Consider the following 18721-nt stretch of genomic DNA (forward strand, 5'->3'; position numbering starts at 1 on the left):
CAATAGTCGCTGATACTTTCAAATCCTGACAAAAAAGATTAAGTTTTAATTTTACTTTTTATTTTACTTTTAAACTCCTGTATATCATTTTCATGAATAACCTGATTATGCCCTTTATTCAGATTGTTGCGCAAAAGTGTATCCATAAAAATAAACTTTCTCTCATAAGCGCGGCACCATTTACAAATAGAAAGATGTCCCTTTAATCTTAGTCTTTGAATTAATGATAATTCGTCAGCATTTTGCAGTTCAATTAACAAAGTCGTCTCAGAACAAGAGAGCAGTAAAAAGTGTATGGTTCTTTTTAACATAGTAATGTTTTAATTTTGAGTATTAAACCAATTATTTTCCAAACAGGCCCGTAATTGTAAACGACTTCTCTGAAGTATTTTCCAAAGGTTAGTCGTTGTAATTCCGGTTTCCTGACAAACTATAGCTGCCTTTTTTTCTTCGAGATAATAAAGCTTTACAGGGATTTTCCACTTTAAAGGAAGACCTTCTAAACACTCCTCCAAAGCAATATGGAACTCTTTGTCATCCAGCAGATTTTGTTCTTCGTTCCACTCATATAGTATATCATCACTTTTCCATGATCCTGATTCATCAAAAAAATAATCCAAACTGATCTGATCGTTATGACGGTACTTTTTACGATAGAAATCAGCAACTTTATTCTTTAAGATACGCATGAGCCAAGTTAAGGGACTACTATTACCCTTGAAGTTAGTATATGACTCAAAGGCATTTATAAAAACATCTTGTACCAAATCCTCGGCATCTTCTTTATCAGACACTAAATACATTGCTCTTTTTAATAAGGGCAGACTGTATTGGTCAATCCACCTATTAATTGTCTCTATCTTTTCATTCATGCTGCAATTCAAATATACTGGTTTATAAAGTTAAAGAATAAACTTCTGACTTCTATCAACATTAACCGGACGATGTAAGCAGATTGGGTAGGTTAATGCTAGATAAAAGGATGTTTAAATATACTTTTCATTTTAGTTCAGACAATTTATCTTGTTAGAAAAAAAGATATAGAACGAATTGATTATCAACAAATAATATATTATATTTACAGATAGGACTAACCTAACATTAAAAAAAAGATCTAATATATTGAAACTTATGCTAATTAAAAAGAATGAGAAATCGTGTATAGCGTTTTTTTCCTTTCAGCTTATTATTGTGTTAATACTGCTAATATCTACTGTCTCACCCATTTTTGCGAAAAAGAAACCTAGTAAGGTTATAGTCGCCTATGTAACTTCCTGGACATCAGATATACCCGATCCAACACAGATTACACATATTAATTACGCATTTGGTCATGTTAATGATGCTTTTAATGGTATTCGTATCGATAATGAAACACGGTTACAATCGATTGTCGATCTGAAGAAAAAATATGCTCATCTTAAGGTATTATTATCGATCGGTGGTTGGGGAAGTGGCCGATTTAGTGAGATGGCCTCAGATAACACTAAAAGAGAGCAATTTGCCAAAGATTGCGCTCGAGCTGTCAAACAATTTCATTTAGATGGTATTGATATTGACTGGGAATACCCTACTAGTTCGGCCGCAGGTATATCTTCCCATATTAATGATACCCATAATTTTAGTTTATTGATGAAAGCGATTAGAAAAGCTATTGGCACTAAAAAATTGCTAACTATGGCTTCTGTGGCAAGTGGTAAATATGTGGCTTTCGATATAGTTGCACCTTATCTAAATTTTGTCAATATCATGACCTACGATTCCGGTAATCCTCCTTACCACCATGCGAGCCTATACCGATCAGCATTGTCTGGTAATACAACATGTGAAGAAGCAGTAGCAGCACATATTACCGCGGGGATGCCTGCTCACAAATTTGTTTTAGGAATACCCTTTTATGGAAGAGGAAATAAGGAAGAAGTTAAAAGTTTTATCGATTACAAAGACTTATTAAAGCTACAAGGATTGGAAAAAAAATGGGATGATGTTGCAAAAGCGAATTACATGGTCAATCAACAAGGAGAATTTGTTTTGTCCTATGAAAGCCCCGAATCCATCAGGCTCAAGTGCGATTTTATAAGAGCAAAAGGTTTATTAGGAGCTATGTATTGGGAATATGCTGGTGATACAGAAGATGGAATACTTCGAAGTACAGTTTATTCAGGAATATTCGAGTAATCAACAATTGAACATAAGTACAGGAATAACCTTATTGTGAAAGAATGGAAAAGCAAAGTTTATTTTATCATAAGCGGAATCCAGCAATTGATATGATGCGGGCACTGACCATGTTGATTATGATCTTTGTTAATGATTTTTGGAAAATTCATGACGTTCCCCATTATCTTGAGCATGCTGCTTATGGAGAAGATTTTATGGGGCTAGCAGATGTTATATTTCCATGCTTTCTTTTCTCTGTCGGTTTATCCATACCTTATGCAATCGAGATACGGTATACTAAAGGATATGAATCGCTATCGACAATAAAACATATTTTGTCCCGTACATTTGCACTTTTGATTACTGGAGTTTTTATCGGAAATTCCGAAGCCGGGCTAGCGGCAGACACTCCTTATTCAATCGCTATCTATTGGGTACTAATGATCCTAGCTTTTGTTGCCATCTGGAACGACTATTCAAAGGTTACGAATCATCGAATACAAGGCCTGATCCCCATCTTCAAAATAATAGGTGTACTCATACTTCTCTATTTAGCAATTAGCTTTAGAGGAGCAAATGGATCTGTATTTTCTTCGAATTGGGGTATTCTTGGGATGATTGGTTTTTCTTATTTCTTTTGTGCGACTGTTTATTTACTATTTTCTGATCGACAGAAATACCTATTTTACATTGCTGTCATCCTTATTTTAATCGCAATTCTTAAAACGCCATTAAAAGCAGAGTTTGGTGGAACTTCAATCTTAAATCTACCAAAAGGTAATTTTATTGACGGATTCATTGCACTATTTCATATCGGCAATGGCGTATTAACAGCTTTCACCATGGGTGGTGTAATACTCAGTATGTCACTTGCTAAAATGGAAAAATTATCTAAAAGCATGCAATGGTTCTATATCATTTTATCTGGGTTGATCAGTTTAGCGATGGGATATTTCTGTCATCAATATTGGATTGTAAATAAAATCTCGGCGACATTACCTTGGTTATTTTATGTCTTATGTATTTCTCTCTTGACATATACTTTAATGGATATCTTAACCTATTATAACTTGACAGGATGGTTTAAATGGATCAAACCAGCTGGTACAAGTACACTTACTACTTATTGTATACCTTATTTGTATTATGCAGCCTCTAGTTTAACCTTAATTACATTACCCGATCAATTAACCTCTGGGTTGCCAGGTCTTCTTAATTGCTTTCTTTTTGCTATTTTAGTAATCTGGACAGCTGGCCTTTTTGAAAAAATGAATATAAAACTACGGCTATAAAACATAGAAAATATGATTATGTTGTGTTCTAAATAAGCTTTGATACCAGCACCATAGCTGACTTAAATATTTACCTTATATCTATAATGAGAAATTCGATTCGAGCTGTACTTCTTTTTTTCGCGGTATTTACAACATGTAACTTAACTGCCCAAGTGCATAACAGGTCAAAGTCTTTAACAGTAGTGAGATTGAAAACGGATATAGCTGATCCTAAAGATATCCCTCTTTTTTTTAATAAAGCGGCTATTACCTATCAAGCTATTGATCAGGTGAATTGGGCTACATATCCCTATAAACCGCGGGTTAGTTTTGCTATTGCATATACCGATAAGGCCTTATTAATTCATTACCTAGTGGAGGAGAAACATGTACGGGCTGTTACTAATCATGATAACGGGAAAGTATTTCAAGATGCATGTGTTGAATTTTTTGTCCAACCTCAGGCCTCTGATTTAACCTATTATAATTTTGAATTCAACTGTATCGGAAAGTTATTATTGCAGGCAGGTAAGCCTGGAAAACGTGCATTGGCCACAGAACCTATATTAAACAGTATCAAGCGATGGTCATCTTTAGGTAGCGATCCTATCAATATTCAAAATCAAACAACCTCTTGGCAACTAGCTGTCATCATACCATTAACTGCTTTCTATTTAAATCCAATGGATTCATTTGCTAATCAAAAGTTTAAAGGGAACTTTTATAAATGCGGTGATAAATTGGAACAGCCTCATTATTTATCTTGGTCTCCTATTCATTTACCGCATCCACAGTTTCATGCTATAGATTTTTTTGGAAATATAAACTTTCAATAAAGATGAGTTAGATCTTTCGTATTATGTCTCTCATCCTATTTTCTTAGCAAGAACTTTATAAAACCTAATTCTGATGTAGTTTTCAGGTTTAAGCACTGATATGATCAAATTTTCTTAGCCTGTAATATTTGATTAATTATTTTGCGAATGCAATTTTAATTCTATTTTATTTGTGGTCTTATGAGCTGATTTCAATAGTATCCATAGACATAATAATCCAATGGAAACGGCTGTTACTAGAAAAAAGAATGAAACGATGGTACTCAGCTTTAGAGGGTTCAAAATATGTAACATCATTAAATTAAAAAAAATAAGCACAAGCATAATGATCTTGCCCAAACGTTCTTGCTTCAGATATTTTATCCGATAACTGACTTTATAACTCGCTATTGAAGAATGGAGTAATTTATCTGAAAACTCAGAAGAAGGAACATCCATTAATTCTCGGTTGAGCAAGTTAGCTAATGGATCATTTTCTTTTAATATTCTATCTTTCATAATATATCCTTTAATTCGTCATTAAGTAAGCCCTTAAGAGCTTTTTCTAACTTTTTTCTTGCACGTAGCAGTTTCATTTTAATTGCTGATTTTCCAAGGTCAAGTATTTCTGAGATCTCGGAAATACTTTTTTCGCCCAGATAGTGAAGAGTGATTACAATCCTCTCCTCTTCTCCAAGCTGGTTGAGGGCCAAATTGATGTACTTCTGTCGATCAGCAACTACTAAATTATTAAATTCTTTTTTTTCATCCGATATATAAGCAGTTGCATCTGAGTTTTCATTAAGCTCCTGTGTGTCATTACGTTGATTTCTTTTTTTAGTTAATGCAGTGTAATACACAATTTTATAAAGCCATGTTGAAAATTTTGCCGCGTTACGAAAATGTGCTAATCCACTGAAGGCCTTCATAAAGGCATCCTGCACTACTTCTTCAGCATTTTCACTATTACCACAAATTTTAAGAGCAAGTGTATATGCTAAGTTTCTATACGTAGCCACAAGATATTCAAACCCTTCTCTTTCACCCTGAATCGCCTTTTGCAAATAATAATCTTCTTTCTTACGGGGTTGTCCAAACAGCATACTTGTGGCTAGATTAATTTTCTTATACTAATGCTTAGACTCGTTTAAAAAAAATTGGTCACATTGGTGACCAATGATAAAAATTTTCAGTCTCATTAAGAAATAAACAATAAATAATTTGACATGCAAAGCACATCAGCAGCACTATTTATATCTATTTCTCTCGTTGTATTTGGAATCAGTTATTACTATTTCACCACTAGACACAAAGAGCGAATGGAAATTCTGGAAAGAGGATTGAAACCGGATTACTTCAAAGGTCAATCAGATTTCAGACCACTATTATTAGTAATAGGTATTATCAGTATTGGAATTTCATTGGGAATTGTTAGTGGCACTATGTTAAGTGTACTATTCCCTCTACAAAAACTGACATTGATGATGACATGTATTTTTCTTGGATTGGGTGTAGCTCTAATTACCTCTTTCTATTTACTCAAAAAGAAATAAGCAGAAGGATTAGCACAATTACTCATATCAATCTAATTTAATATTTACCTAAATTTTTTAAAATGAAACTATCATTTATGGCATTGCTATGCCTTGGATTTTCCATTCTTTCACCTAGCATAAGTATTGCGCAACAAAATGTTATCTTATTTGACTCAATCGTCAAAAGTGAGCTTCCTAATAATGCACCTGGCACTGTTATATGCCTCACAAAAGGTAATCAAATTCTTTACAAGAATACATCCGGAAAAGCTAATATAGAACTGGATATTGACATGGGATTAGACCATGTATTTCGCTTAGGTTCAATTTCCAAACAGTTTACAGCCTGTGCGATCTTAAAGCTTCTAGAACAAGGTAAATTATCGCTCCAAGATGATATTCGAAAATACATTCCGGAATTTCCGACGAAAAATAAAATAATCTCTATTGAGGCTCTTCTTACGCACACTGCTGGAATAAAAAATTATACAGGTCTGAGTAGCTTTACTGAAGAATTAAAAAGGAAAGATTTAACGCCAACAGCACTAATTAATCTTTTTAAGGATGAGCCCCTTGAATACGAACCAGGAACCAATTATAAGTATTCTAATTCTGGTTATGTATTATTGGGCAATATCATTGAAAAAATTACGGGTCAATCTTATGCAACATATATTGAAGAGAATATTTTTAAACCATTAGGAATGGTACACTCTTACTTCGACGATCCTGTTAAAATTATTAAAGGGCGGGTATCTGGCTATTCACAAAGAAATGGAAGTTATCAAAATACGAATTTCTTAAGCATGACATTGCCGTATGCAGCAGGATCATTAGCTTCCACTCCCAGAGATATACAAATTTGGTATAAAGCGCTGTCTAATGGCTTACTTCTGAAACCTGAAACGATTAAAAAAGCCTTTACGTCTTTTAAACTAACGAATGGAAGGTTAACTGGATATGGGTACGGTTGGGAAATCGGTAATGTACAAGGAACTCTCAGTGTTAAGCATGTGGGAGTAATCAATGGCTTTTATACTTATGTCGCTTATTTACCAGAAGAGCAAATAGCCATATCTATATTTAGAAATAGTGATAGCCCAGTAGATCTAGATCTACTGGGGTCAAAAATGCTCGCTATAAGTTTAGGAAAACCATATACAGCTCATGAAGTTATTTTAACAGCTAAGCAATTAGCTACTTATCAAGGAGTTTATAAACTCGATAATGACACAAAATACATTATCCGATTAGAAGATGGTTGTCTGATGTACTATACTCTTGGAGGAACAAAAACTCGATTAATTCCAATTGCAAAAGATCAATTTACTTTAGGAAATAGTTTAATCATTTTAGATTTTATTGGAAAAGGACGATCTAAGGAAGCTAACTTTATAATGAAGAGTACAGGAATATCGGTCAATGGCTATCGGGAAAACAATGAGATAACATTATATAACAGCATTAAACTACCTTTAAAGTTATTGCAAGAATATGTGGGTAGTTATCAATTTAATCCAGGACCTGTATTTAAAGTAACCCTAGAGCATAATAAACTTTATGGACAGGTTGGTCATGATAAAAAAGAACTTGTACCCTTTGCAAAGCATAAATTCTTCGCGCGAGACCTAGATGCTTCCCTTATCTTTCAGATTGATTCCAAAAACAAAATCATTGGTTTAAACAAAATTCAGAATAGTGAAATGAAAGCACATAAATTGTAGCCAAATTAGTGTTAATATTGGATATCTAGTATAATGGAGTTAAATTTGAAATAAAAAATGGCGTTCAAGCACATCTTTAAAGTAGCACTAAGTTGGTTTTCAACAGAGAAGGTAGCTTCTCCTAAATCTAAAGTTTATAGTAAAAGCCATCACATTTCTATTGAAGGGAAAAGTGATCTGGCAATCTCTGCAGCTAAAGCTTTCAAAGGGGATCCAAGTCTATACAATCCAGAAGATCTCTTGCTGAGTAGCTTAGTTTCATGCCACATGATGTCTTATCTTTATCTTTGTGATCAAAACAACATTGAGGTCATCTCTTACACAGACCATGCAGAAGCTATATTAGAAGTTAATTCAGATGCTAGTGGCCATTTTGTGGAGATAATACTAAAACCTGCAGTGGTTATTTTAAATCCGGAGCAAATTGCATTAGCGTTAGATTTGCACAAAAAAGCTAATCAACTTTGTTTTATAGCCAATTCGTGCAATTTTCCTGTAATGCATATGCCGACATGCCTCGCAGAATAAAAATATAATAGGTACTTTCCATAAAAGACAGGTATATAAATAACGCATATAACTTCGCAATTTTCTTGGGTATATGATAAAATTCTTTACTTTCGCTGTTCATTAATACATACATGATATATGAACAAAGAAATTAAAATCTTTAGAGATACAGCTAAAAGCAGAAAGTTATTAATCAGTTCTGGAGCGATCTGTCTAGTCCTGGGCATTGTATTTATTTATGGATTAGGCACTTTTGACGATATTTTTAAAGCAAAGGTAGCAGTGGCTAGTGGGGCTGTATTTTTGATTATGCTGATTTTCGTGATAAAGAGTATCATAAATATGAATGATAAGTCTGCAATTTTTGAATTGAATGAAAACACTGTAAGCGGAAAAACCTCACCTCTATCAAGAGGTATTGGAGCAATTAACTGGAAAGATGTTACTGGTTTAGAAGTTCAAAAAGTTGGTGGCGATACTTTGGTGGTTGTATACTTAACAAATGTAGCATATTACCAAACAAAACTTTCCAAGATGTTTTGGAATATGGCTTTTGATAAACAATCTCAAGAATTACAGATCATGTATTCTGCTTCCGAAATTGATATGAGCATAAATGAACTCTATGACTTGTTTGTATCTTACTGGAAACAACAAGTTGCATAGTTATTCATTTTCGATAATAATATGAATGGTCTCCTGTAAAACCATCATACTATAATAGAAACCTTCATTTCCGATTCTGCGAAAAGACTTTTATGGCACTATTATTTAATTAAGGTCGATCTAATAAATTTCCAAATTTAAGAAAAATACAAAAATAGAGAAGGCTTATCCCATCACAGATAAGCCTTCTCTTAACTACCTTCTTAATCTTCTCTTAGGGTTATGTAAGATCGATTATTTCCTACTATTGTTCCCAACCTAATGTTTGCACTAAGTTACTTCCACTTAACACCATTTGACTATTGGCGATAGGATAATAGTAGTGCTTATTTTTAATAAAGTTTTTCTTATTATCCCTAGCAACAGTAAACATAATATGTCCATTACTTCCATTCTCTAGGTAAATGCTATTATTATTACCATTTGCATCTTTGAGGTAGTAAAGTGTAATGTTCTTCAGTTGTTCTGGAGTAAACCCAGCAATAGGACCTGTATCTTTCGCCGATTCTAATATAGCTATATCGGGATTCCCGTCACCGGTGACATCCATTGCACCTAACGCCTTTACATACATACCTTGCTGTTGATCTGCAAGACGTTCACCAACTTCCCATCTAAAAATATCACGATAGCGCTGGCCTTCACATGCTAATTCAACCCGTCTTTCTCTTCTAACTTCTAAAATTAGTCCAACATTTCCTTTTACATTAGGATAGTATTGTTGTAATATAGGATCTACAGCACCCATCGCTTCACTTAAAATCATAGGAGGCATAGCAACACGCGCTCTTAGTTGGTTGATCGACTTATCCAGATCTGCTTGACTATTCAAAGTTCCAAGTTCTGCTTTAGCTTCTGCATAAATTAATAGGACTTCAGCATATCTAAATACAAATGCATCCGTGTAAGAAGCTTCCCAGCTAATCATTTCGGTAACTTCCGGATAAAATTTAATCTGATTATACCCACCTAAAGTTGGCTTCAAACGATGTGGTGTCGTTGCGTCAATCGATTGAAATCCAGGCTTCATGAATGTTTGCTCAAAACGTGGATCTCGATTTGCAAATACTTCATTGACATTTTTTGTCTTATAATTTGGTTGATTTGTAAATCTAGTCCCATCTTTCATCAAATAGCTTTCCATCAGTGTCTGGCTTAAAGCCCATTCATAATCCAATACCGTATGCGTATTCCGTCTCATATTCAAATCTTTATCGTAATCGATAAACATAATAGTTTCCGGATTTGCCTGAAGATTTTGACTGATAAACAAGTCTCTGTAAGCTCTATCTACACCACCGGCTTTACTGATCTGAAAGCCACCCTCATTTATGATTTTCTCCGAAGCAGATACTGCTCTTTCTAGAAACGTTTTAGAACTAGCAGCCAAACCTAAGTAGGTATGATATTTACGGTATGTACCTTCTTGCAGTGCAAACTGTGCCAGCTGTGCTAAAGCTGCCCATTTAGTTACAGTCGATTTGTGTCCGTCAGGTTTTATATGGGCTGCTGCAAATTCTAGGTCAGCCATAATAGAATCAACCACCAAAGCTCTACTATCTTGCTTCTTATGTAGCGGTTCAATATCTGCGGTATTCAAAGTGTGTCCATACCAAGGTACATCATTATACATATTGACTTTTTCAATATAGAACCGTGCACGGAAAAATTTGGCTATGCCGACATAATGATTCACTTCCTCTGCACTGGCATTCTTAACGCGTCCATAATTTTCTAGAAAAAAGTTGATCCCACGCAAAGTGGACCAGCTCCAAACACTCGCATTTTGAGGTGTTATACCTCCCCTCATCATTTCATCTATAGCGCTTCCTGAATTATGATGGGCCAAGTTATCCGTTCCGATATCTGCGATCGGTGAACTTAAAGTATTGTAAAAACTATTTGTATATGTTTTTAAATCTGTAATATTATTGAAAAAAACTTCTTCAGTAACTGATGTAGTAGGATATCGATCCATAAAATCATCATTACAACTTGTGACTAGGGCAAACATACTCATTAATGTACCCCCGACGATTATCCATCTATTTATATTTTTCATGATACATTTCATTATTTAAAAATTAAAATTCAAGCCCAAAGAATATGTTCTTTGAAATGGATAAGCAGTTCTATCCCCTACAATCTCTGGATCTAAATAATCCATCAATTTCGTAAATTCAAAAAGATTTTCGCCGCTGGCAAATAAACGAACGCGATCCACTCCCCAACGATCTGTCAACGATTTTGGAAAAGTATAACCGACCGTAATATTTTTAACCCTTAAATAGCCCGCATTTTGTAAATATTTAGTTTGTGTAGCTGCCAATTCGATTCCACTTTGCTCAGCTACATAAGATTTAGGTCTAGGCAAGTATCCATTTGGATTATCTGGCGTCCAGTGATCTAAATTAAATTTTGTCAAACTCGCCCAAGGTTGAGCATAGATACCCCAAAAGTAATGGTCGCCTCCAGGAGGATAATAATTTCTCTTACCGACACCTTGCAAAAATATACGAAGGTCTATACCATTCCATGCCGATGTTAAATCAAGGCCATAAGTGTATCGCTGTCTTGAGTTACCGATCACTTTATAATCACCATGATTTGCTAATGTCCAATCACCGTTATTGATCTTTCCATCTCCGTTTATGTCCGCAAATTTAAGATCACCTGGCTCGAGGCCTCTTGTACCCGGATAAGAAGTAACATCATTCTGATCAGCATGTGCCTCTATTTCTGCTGCTGACTGAAAAAAACCTAATGTGGTCAATCCCCACATTTCACCGATCTCCTGTCCTACATAGTAATCATTTAAGTTATTTTTAGGATTGCTAAATTTTTCTATGTAAGCACGGCTGTCAGCAAGATTAAATCGAGTTGCAAAGGAAAGAGGTTTAGAACCGACCATAAACTCTTTATTAAAACCAAGGGTTAACTCCCAACCTTTTGTCTTTAAATCTGCTGCATTTTCTAATGGTACTCCGGTACCGAGAACAATAGGTAACGTACGACCCGCAGTCAGCATATCTTTTGTCATACGTTGATACAAATCAAATGATCCAAAAAATTGATTACCAAAAAGGCCGATATCTATTCCGAAATTTGATTGTGTAACTGTTTCCCAAGTTAACGTAGGCGAGACCAAACCAGGACTTGTTACATAAGCAGGGCGTTTACCATCTAACACAATACTTGTACCTTTTCCCATATTTGCGATATATGGATAATAGTTATCACGCAGATCTTGATTAGCCAATGACCCATAGGATCCGCGTAACTTCAAATTTGAAACAGACGCACTTAGCGGAGCAAAAAAGTTCTCCTTTGAAATCACCCAAGCCCCAGAAACTGATGGGTTAAATGCAAATCGATCTTTTTTAGGAAATCTTGAAGAACCGTCATATCTCAGATTTGATTCAAAAATATATCGCTCTTTATAACTGTAGTTAATTCTAGCAAATGCACCTCTGACCGACCATGCATAGTCAGATGCACCAACTGAAGGTGTTTCTCCTGTGGCTAGTCCAATAGTAGGCAAAGAATTGGCGATCAATTGATCACGTGAGGCAGAAAACGACTCATAAATACGTTCTTCCTGATTAAAACCAACCATTAATGAAAAATAGTGATCCTTTAATGTCTGTTGGTACTGGGAATACAGATTATATACATTATAGCGGGTTTCATCACTTCCATTTGAAGCTGAGCTATTGAAAGCTTGGCGTTTGATAACACCTGGACCTGTACTAAATTCCAGTGGCACCACAAAATAATGACTTTTACCGGATACCCTTCTAAATGTTGCATCACCATTTAAAGTCCAGACATTTTTTAGTAGATCGATCTTAGCTCCAAAACTGCTTTGAAAATCATTGACTCTGCGAACACTTCTTCCTCCATCGGCAACAGCACCGATCATACTTACACCGGCTTCTGTATAGGTTCCGTCAGGATTGCGTACCGTATTTAATGAGGGCTGGCGGTTAACATTATGCCAATAAAGATAACCTTGATCAATAGCAGATGGTTGGTCATATTTATCTGCAGTATAGGTTGTATTATTAGATAATGTAAACCAATCAGTTAATTTATAATCTCCCTTAGCTCTAAAATTGTAGCGATCATAGGTATCTGGACTGATTCTGAGCATACCATTTTGTCTATAATACTCTCCAGAAAGATAAAATGAAGACTTTTCATTTTTTTGAGATATATTGATGTTGTTCGTGTAAGAAGGCTGAATATCTTTATATACTTCTTTGAACCAGTCTGTTGAACCTAAATAGATATAAGCATTAGGATTTTTTGGATCCACAATCACACGTGGTAATGAAGGATCATCATTTAAAGCTTTACCATATTCGAGCATCCTTTCATCATAAAGATTATACCAAGGAGCACCCATGATATTCCTATACTTCATGACTTCATATGGATTATCTTCAATGTCGACCGTTCTAGTTATTGCTTTAGCTGCAAAAATTGAATTGGCGGCTACCTTTATCTCTTTACTTGTTCCTGTTTTTGTCGTTACTAAGACCACACCAAAAGCAGCCCGGCTACCATAGATTGCTGCAGATGCGGCATCTTTTAAAACCGTAACACTAGAAATATCAATGGGATTCATTCTGTTTAATTCATCATTTGTGGCCGGAACGCCATCAATCACAATTAATGGTCCACCGCCAGATAATGATGTATACCCCCTTACATTAATCCCAGGTGAACTATTTGCTCTACCACTCGTAGGCGTTATGTTTAGATTAGCCATAGCTCCCTGTAGCCCAGTGCCAACATTAGTAATCGGTCTGCTATCCAAAAACTTTTCACTGATCTGGTCAACAGCACCAGATAAATTGACTCTTTTTTGAGTTCCATAACCCACGACAATAACTTCATCCAAGTGCGACTCTGCGCTTTCCATTCGGATATTGATCACCTTTTGATTTGCAACCTGAACCTCTTGATCTTTGTAGCCTAAAAAACGGAAAAGTAAAATGCCATTTTCTGGTACACGAAGAGAAAACCGTCCATCTGCATCTGTCTTTGTCGAAAGGCCAGATACTCCCAAAACGGATACAGTTACACCCCGCATAACCCCAATAGAATCACGCACTATACCAGATATTTCAATATCTGTTTTATTTCTTTCAGCAATAACGATTGTCCCCCCCATTATCTCAAATGCAAGATTTTGACCTTTTAGTGCCCGATTTAAGACGGTGCGAACATCTGATTTAGAAACAGACACATCTACAAGACCGGTCTGCTCGAGTAATTTTTCATCGTAAAAAAAACGCAATTTAGTCTGCTTAGATATCTCTTTCAGCACATGCTCTATTTTCGCATTCTTCATCGAAATATTTACATTCTGAGCATATCCCGATGCTTGGGCCCCGAGTGTAAACAACACAACCAGCATACAAATTAACTTCATAATTAGCAGGATTTTAAAAACATAGGCATAGGGTCGACTCCTCCGATCATCCCGGATTATTATAGGAGAAAAAAAATTCATAACTTTGAATAGTTAAAGGTTGATTAATCTATAGAATTCACATTTCAATAAATTGCCTTTTTCCATTTGGGAGTGCGTCAACACTCCCTTTTTTTATGGATCTGGCCGTAAACTAGTATTTGTTAGGTTTCGATCATATCATTCAAATTTTAAGGTTTATAATTCTGTTATTTTATAATTACTTTTCGTCCATCAATTTCAAATTTTTTCTTAGTCACATATGCCAATGAATTCAGAATTTCGGAAAGTTTCAATTCACGACTTAAAGAGCCTTTATAAGATGAATTTAAGGTCAAAGCTTCAGCATTAATAATTTCAACATCATACCATCGCGCAATCTGTGATAAAATATCTTGAAGATTGTTGCCGTCAAAATAAAACTCTCCTCGTTGCCAAGCTATATGTTTTGAAACATCTGTTTGTTGAATTTTAATTTCATCACCTTTTATCAAAGCCTCTTCTCCCGGAAGCAACTCATGTTCGTGATTTCCTTTTAGAATCTTTACTTTACCTTCAACAAGAGTTGTATTCACTTGATCTGCATAAGCATTAATATTAAAACTTGTACCTAGAACTTCAACAGTACTACCCTCGACTTCAATGCGGAAGGGCCTATTCTTATCCTTTTTCACTTCAAAATAAGCTTCACCTGTGAGCTTTACCCGACGCTCTTTTACACCAAAAGCATCCGGATAATCTAGTGTAGAAGAAGAATTTAACCAAACCAATGTACCATCCTCTAATTCCAATTTATATGTGCCAGCATTGGGTACTTCTATAAAATAGTTGCTGGAATGCGGGACATTACTCTTATTTAGTTGATGGTCTTTTATTTCACTTTTTTTACCCTTATAAGATAGATAAGCATAAGAAGACCCAGGCAGGATATCATTTTTATAAGTTCCAGTAGAATCTGGTATTTGTGCTGCCAAATGGACTTCCTTTAATTGAATATTATTTTTCACGAAGTATAATGTAGCAATACTCACGAGCACTATAACAGCGGCCGCTACGGAAAATCTTTTCCAGTCAAACATCTTTCTCACTGGATTTGAATCAGAAGTAACATCTAGCTGATCCATTACGATAGATTTTGATCTACCTAATGATTGAATCCGTTCGGTATCCGAAGTCTCTTGAGACTGGTCATCTTCAATTGAATAAAACCAATTCAAAAGCAGTCTATGTTCTTCAGGTGTACATTGACCATCCAGATATTTCTGAAGTAATTGTTTTTGAGAATCTATGGGTTTATTTTCCTTCATACATCCTTATAACCCGACTTTGGGTGAATAAGTACCGAAAAAAAGTAAAATAATTATTTGAGTTTAAATTTGAGTCTATTCAGCGCCATAGAAACATTATTTTTGACAGTCTGCTCAGATAAAGAAAGTTGATTGGCAATGTCTTTTATTGACATATCTTCACTCCTGCTGAGTCTAAAAACAGAACGCATAGTATCAGGCATACGAGACATTTCATTTTCTAGAAGCCTTGCAAGTTCTTTAGCGATCAGTTCATCTTCACTGGTAGTGCCGATAAGATATTGATCTTTATTAATCTCAAGATAATCAAGATGACGATTTCTTTTTTCACTTTTAATAAGCCAATCAATCATCTCATATTTGGCAGCTTTAAATAAGTAAGGATAAATGGAATCACTCACTTCAATTTTGCTTCGTCTATTCCACATAGAAATAAAAACTTCCTGTATTATATCTTCGACATCTGGAACAGATTCAATCCGCTTTTGGATAAAACGAAAAAGAATATCCGAATATCGATCGAATAAAATTGAAAAGGCCATTTTATTGTCCTTCTTTAATTCCTCAAACAATTCGCTATCAGACCACGTCTTCATGATTTCTTACTCTTGATCAATTTAAATTGCATACTAGAACTTTACATTTCTTCAGTTGCAAAGTTATAATTGGTGTGTTAAGATAGCGTTAATATAATATTTAACAAAAAACAAATCACATTTTTAATCTGGTTTTTATTAAAAATTTTCATTAATCAACTAAAATGTAGTGATCTATCGATGCTACGGTTTTACATAAAAATGAAATAATTTCGGTCTAAGACTGCTTATTTAGATAAATTAGTACCTCCACATATAAATGCAAATTCTAATTATAGTACAAAAGCCCTAGGTATTTAAACATAGGGCTTTTGAACAGTGATTCATCTCCATCTATCAAATTTATAATGAACATTTAAATTTGATACCTTTAAAAACCCGGATGGGGTTACCACGCTCTATTTCAGCATGATTATGCCATTGGAGGTCTTTTTCTTGCTTAACAGTCAGATCCTGCATATTCATGATCTTTAACGCAAGACGTTCTGTTGCTAATTTTTTATTTTGTAATTGGGATCTTGTATCCATCGCTACGACCATTAACCCTGTCGGCATATGAAGTGCGCGAACAGCAGAACTAACTTTATTTACATGTTGTCCACCAGGTCCCGAACTTCGTATCATTTGATAAAGAATATCATCTTCCGAAATTGCTACCTCATTCTTCTCATTAACAATAAACAAAGCAATGAACCAATTTTTTCTTTTATGAAAAGTACGAAATGGACTTGTACAAGTCCATTGCAAAGAACCTGTCCACGATTGAAGAAATATATCGATATCGTGTCCTGTTAATTTACAAATTGCAGATCTTATTAACTCCCCCTCACTCTGCTCTTGACTCACAATAGTCACCAATATCTGCTTTTCTAATGCTTCTCTTTTAAAAATACTTAACACCTTTGTAAGGAAAAAGTCACACTCCTTGGGTCCTTTTCCTGAACTTAATTGAATATATACTTCCATTTTATTAACTTTCCATACGGACAAATTTTGGTTTGAAAATTCCCAAAACTGTTACTAATTCTTTTTGATAACTCATCACTTTTTCAATATCCTTATAGGCCATCGGTGATTCGTCCATACTGCCTCCGATAACTTGAACACCAGCATCGGCTAATTTTTTACTCATTGCTGTTTTGGTAAAAAGGGATTTTGCATCAGCTCTCGAATATAATCGTCCCGCACCATGTGAAGCGGAATTTAAACTTCCCACATGTCCCAAGCCTTCTACTAAGTAGCCTGGTGCGGTCATCGATCCGGGGATAATTCCCAAAACACCTTTACCTGCCGGCGTCGCACCTTTACGATGTACAATACATTCCTGACCACCGACCATTTCCTTCCATGCAAAATTGTGATGATTTTCGATTGTCACTACAATACGCTTACCCAAGGCCTTAGCAATCCGCTGATGGATATTTTCATGACATGCTTTTGCATAGTCTCCTGCCAAATTCATTGCTAACCAATATTCCTGCCCATCATGTGTATTTAGGTCTAACCAAGCAAGGTGCTGTACTTGACGTGGTAAAGGACATTGCTTTTTAGCCAGATATGTATAATGTTTTGCAATATTTGCTCCCAATCCACGAGAACCACTGTGTGACAATACGGCTAAGTATTCACCAGCAACAAGTTTCCATTCAGGTTTGGGGTGTGTAAGCTCAATAATTCCAAATTCAACGAAGTGATTTCCACCACCTGAGGTTCCCAGTTGCTTATAAGCTTTGTCTCTCAAACTTTTTAAAAGCGGGATGTCCTGAAATTCGGATCGATAGAATAGCTCATGGTCACTTTTGTTCTTATGCGTTTCATACATTCCAAATTTGGTGTGTTCTGATAAGATATTTAAAAGCATCGCATCTTTCCCTTTTATGAACGAGGCTGGCAAATTAAAAATAGACATACTCATACGACATCCAATATCTACACCAACACCATAAGGAATAACAGCCTGATGTGTAGCTAAAACGCCCCCAATAGGTAGACCATATCCCGAATGTGCATCGGGCATTAATGCGCCCGCCACTGCAACAGGAAGTTTTAAAGCATCATAGAGTTGAAATTTAGCCTTTTCATCAATCACATCTTCTCCAAAAATGGAAAATGGAGCGCGCTGTTTCAATAACTCCTGCATTTTCACTTCAACAGGCTTGATCAAACCCTCTGCTAACTTGCCCCAAATCCCATGATGATGAAAGATGCTAGGGTTAGACAATACCGCACTTAATTCTTGTAAGACAGCTTCTTTCTTCTCACGCTTTCTATAACGTTGTATTTGATTTAAACCAATATTTATTGTATTATTTTGAGGAAAACCTAATTTTATGAGGTCTTTCCCTGAGATTTTACTTCCCATGATTGTATTATAAAATTGAAAAATGTGTTAAAAAAACACAGTGAATATTTGGAAACAAGTTCCAATAATTGTCAATTCGGGAAAATTTGCATGTAAAATATAGAATAAACAAAAAAGCCCGAATTATCTTCGGGCTTTTAATATAATGATTTGATAGAATCCTTTATATCTGGGCACGAAGAACCATGACCGCATCTTTTGCAGTAATGTTAATGGATGTTATAGTAACTATAGACATTTTTGTGTTCTCCGTTTAAAGGGTTATTATTATTTATCGTGACAAATATATTATT

17 protein-coding genes are annotated in these 18721 nt (G+C 35.2%); 7 read left to right on the plus strand and 10 right to left on the minus strand.

What is annotated here, in order from left to right; translation table 11 throughout:
* Positions 1-38: 38 nt before the first annotated feature.
* Both HCX49_RS07150 and HCX49_RS07155 read right to left on the minus strand, forming a co-directional pair.
* Entirely contained in the window at positions 39-311 is a 273-nt protein-coding gene (locus HCX49_RS07150) for a hypothetical protein (RefSeq protein WP_031288290.1), read from the minus strand.
* 9 nt (positions 312-320) lie between these two features.
* Positions 321-872: a sigma-70 family RNA polymerase sigma factor gene (locus HCX49_RS07155; RefSeq protein ID WP_132768323.1), complete on the minus strand. Its 552-nt coding sequence runs from the start codon at positions 870-872 to the stop codon at positions 321-323.
* Between the two features lie 319 nt (positions 873-1191).
* On the opposite strand from HCX49_RS07155, the gene HCX49_RS07160 reads away from it, so the two are divergent.
* The 3 genes from HCX49_RS07160 to HCX49_RS07170 all read left to right on the plus strand — a co-directional run bounded on the left by HCX49_RS07160 (position 1192) and on the right by HCX49_RS07170 (position 4270).
* Positions 1192-2178, plus strand: coding sequence for a glycoside hydrolase family 18 protein (locus tag HCX49_RS07160; RefSeq protein ID WP_317166815.1), 987 nt, complete (start codon positions 1192-1194; stop codon positions 2176-2178).
* Between the two features lie 44 nt (positions 2179-2222).
* Positions 2223-3452 carry a DUF5009 domain-containing protein gene (locus HCX49_RS07165; RefSeq protein ID WP_168126627.1) on the plus strand — a complete coding sequence of 410 codons (1230 nt, stop codon included), beginning with the start codon at positions 2223-2225 and terminating at the stop codon, positions 3450-3452.
* Positions 3453-3643: 191 nt separating this feature from the next.
* Positions 3644-4270: a carbohydrate-binding family 9-like protein gene (locus tag HCX49_RS07170; protein WP_206368289.1), complete on the plus strand. Its 627-nt coding sequence runs from the start codon at positions 3644-3646 to the stop codon at positions 4268-4270.
* Between the two features lie 132 nt (positions 4271-4402).
* Here the strand turns inward: HCX49_RS07170 and HCX49_RS07175 are convergent, their stop codons facing one another.
* Complete coding sequence (locus tag HCX49_RS07175; RefSeq protein ID WP_168126630.1) at positions 4403-4768, minus strand: hypothetical protein; 366 nt, start codon at positions 4766-4768, stop codon at positions 4403-4405.
* Entirely contained in the window at positions 4765-5352 is a 588-nt protein-coding gene (locus HCX49_RS07180; RefSeq protein WP_168126631.1) for an RNA polymerase sigma factor, read from the minus strand. Before HCX49_RS07180 ends, HCX49_RS07175 begins: the two co-directional genes overlap by 4 nt.
* A 123-nt stretch (positions 5353-5475) precedes the next feature.
* Here HCX49_RS07180 and HCX49_RS07185 point away from each other — a divergent pair, with 123 nt between their 5' ends.
* The 4 genes from HCX49_RS07185 (at position 5476) to HCX49_RS07200 (ending at position 8684) form a co-directional block, all read left to right on the plus strand.
* Positions 5476-5802, plus strand: coding sequence for a DUF6249 domain-containing protein (locus HCX49_RS07185; RefSeq protein ID WP_168126633.1), 327 nt, complete (start codon positions 5476-5478; stop codon positions 5800-5802).
* 62 nt (positions 5803-5864) lie between these two features.
* A complete protein-coding gene (locus HCX49_RS07190) occupies positions 5865-7508 on the plus strand; it encodes a serine hydrolase (RefSeq protein ID WP_168126634.1) in 1644 nt (547 codons plus the stop codon).
* Positions 7509-7565: 57 nt separating this feature from the next.
* Complete coding sequence (locus HCX49_RS07195) at positions 7566-8036, plus strand: OsmC family protein (protein WP_168126635.1); 471 nt, start codon at positions 7566-7568, stop codon at positions 8034-8036.
* A 120-nt stretch (positions 8037-8156) separates the two neighbouring features.
* Positions 8157-8684 (plus strand): STM3941 family protein, encoded by a 528-nt coding sequence (locus HCX49_RS07200; protein WP_132768334.1) that lies wholly within the window; start codon positions 8157-8159, stop codon positions 8682-8684.
* Positions 8685-8928: 244 nt separating this feature from the next.
* Here the strand turns inward: HCX49_RS07200 and HCX49_RS07205 are convergent, their stop codons facing one another.
* The 6 genes from HCX49_RS07205 to HCX49_RS07230 form a co-directional block, all read right to left on the minus strand.
* Entirely contained in the window at positions 8929-10746 is a 1818-nt protein-coding gene (locus HCX49_RS07205) for a RagB/SusD family nutrient uptake outer membrane protein (RefSeq protein ID WP_168126636.1), read from the minus strand.
* 15 nt (positions 10747-10761) lie between these two features.
* Positions 10762-14124, minus strand: a complete 3363-nt coding sequence (locus tag HCX49_RS07210) for a TonB-dependent receptor (protein WP_237682735.1) — start codon at positions 14122-14124, stop codon at positions 10762-10764.
* A gap of 248 nt (positions 14125-14372) precedes the next feature.
* Complete coding sequence (locus HCX49_RS07215) at positions 14373-15470, minus strand: FecR family protein (protein WP_132839727.1); 1098 nt, start codon at positions 15468-15470, stop codon at positions 14373-14375.
* Positions 15471-15523: 53 nt separating this feature from the next.
* A complete protein-coding gene (locus HCX49_RS07220) occupies positions 15524-16066 on the minus strand; it encodes an RNA polymerase sigma factor (protein ID WP_021190001.1) in 543 nt (180 codons plus the stop codon).
* Between the two features lie 342 nt (positions 16067-16408).
* Entirely contained in the window at positions 16409-17032 is a 624-nt protein-coding gene (gene prfH / locus HCX49_RS07225; RefSeq protein ID WP_168126638.1) for a peptide chain release factor H, read from the minus strand.
* 4 nt (positions 17033-17036) lie between these two features.
* The gene (locus tag HCX49_RS07230; protein WP_168126640.1) at positions 17037-18428 is read right to left on the minus strand and encodes an RtcB family protein; all 1392 of its coding nucleotides are present in this window, start codon (positions 18426-18428) and stop codon (positions 17037-17039) included.
* Between the last annotated feature and the right edge of the window lie 293 nt (positions 18429-18721).

It is taken from the genome of Sphingobacterium sp. B16(2022), from assembly GCF_012030425.1.
GTDB lineage: Bacteria > Bacteroidota > Bacteroidia > Sphingobacteriales > Sphingobacteriaceae > Sphingobacterium > Sphingobacterium anhuiense.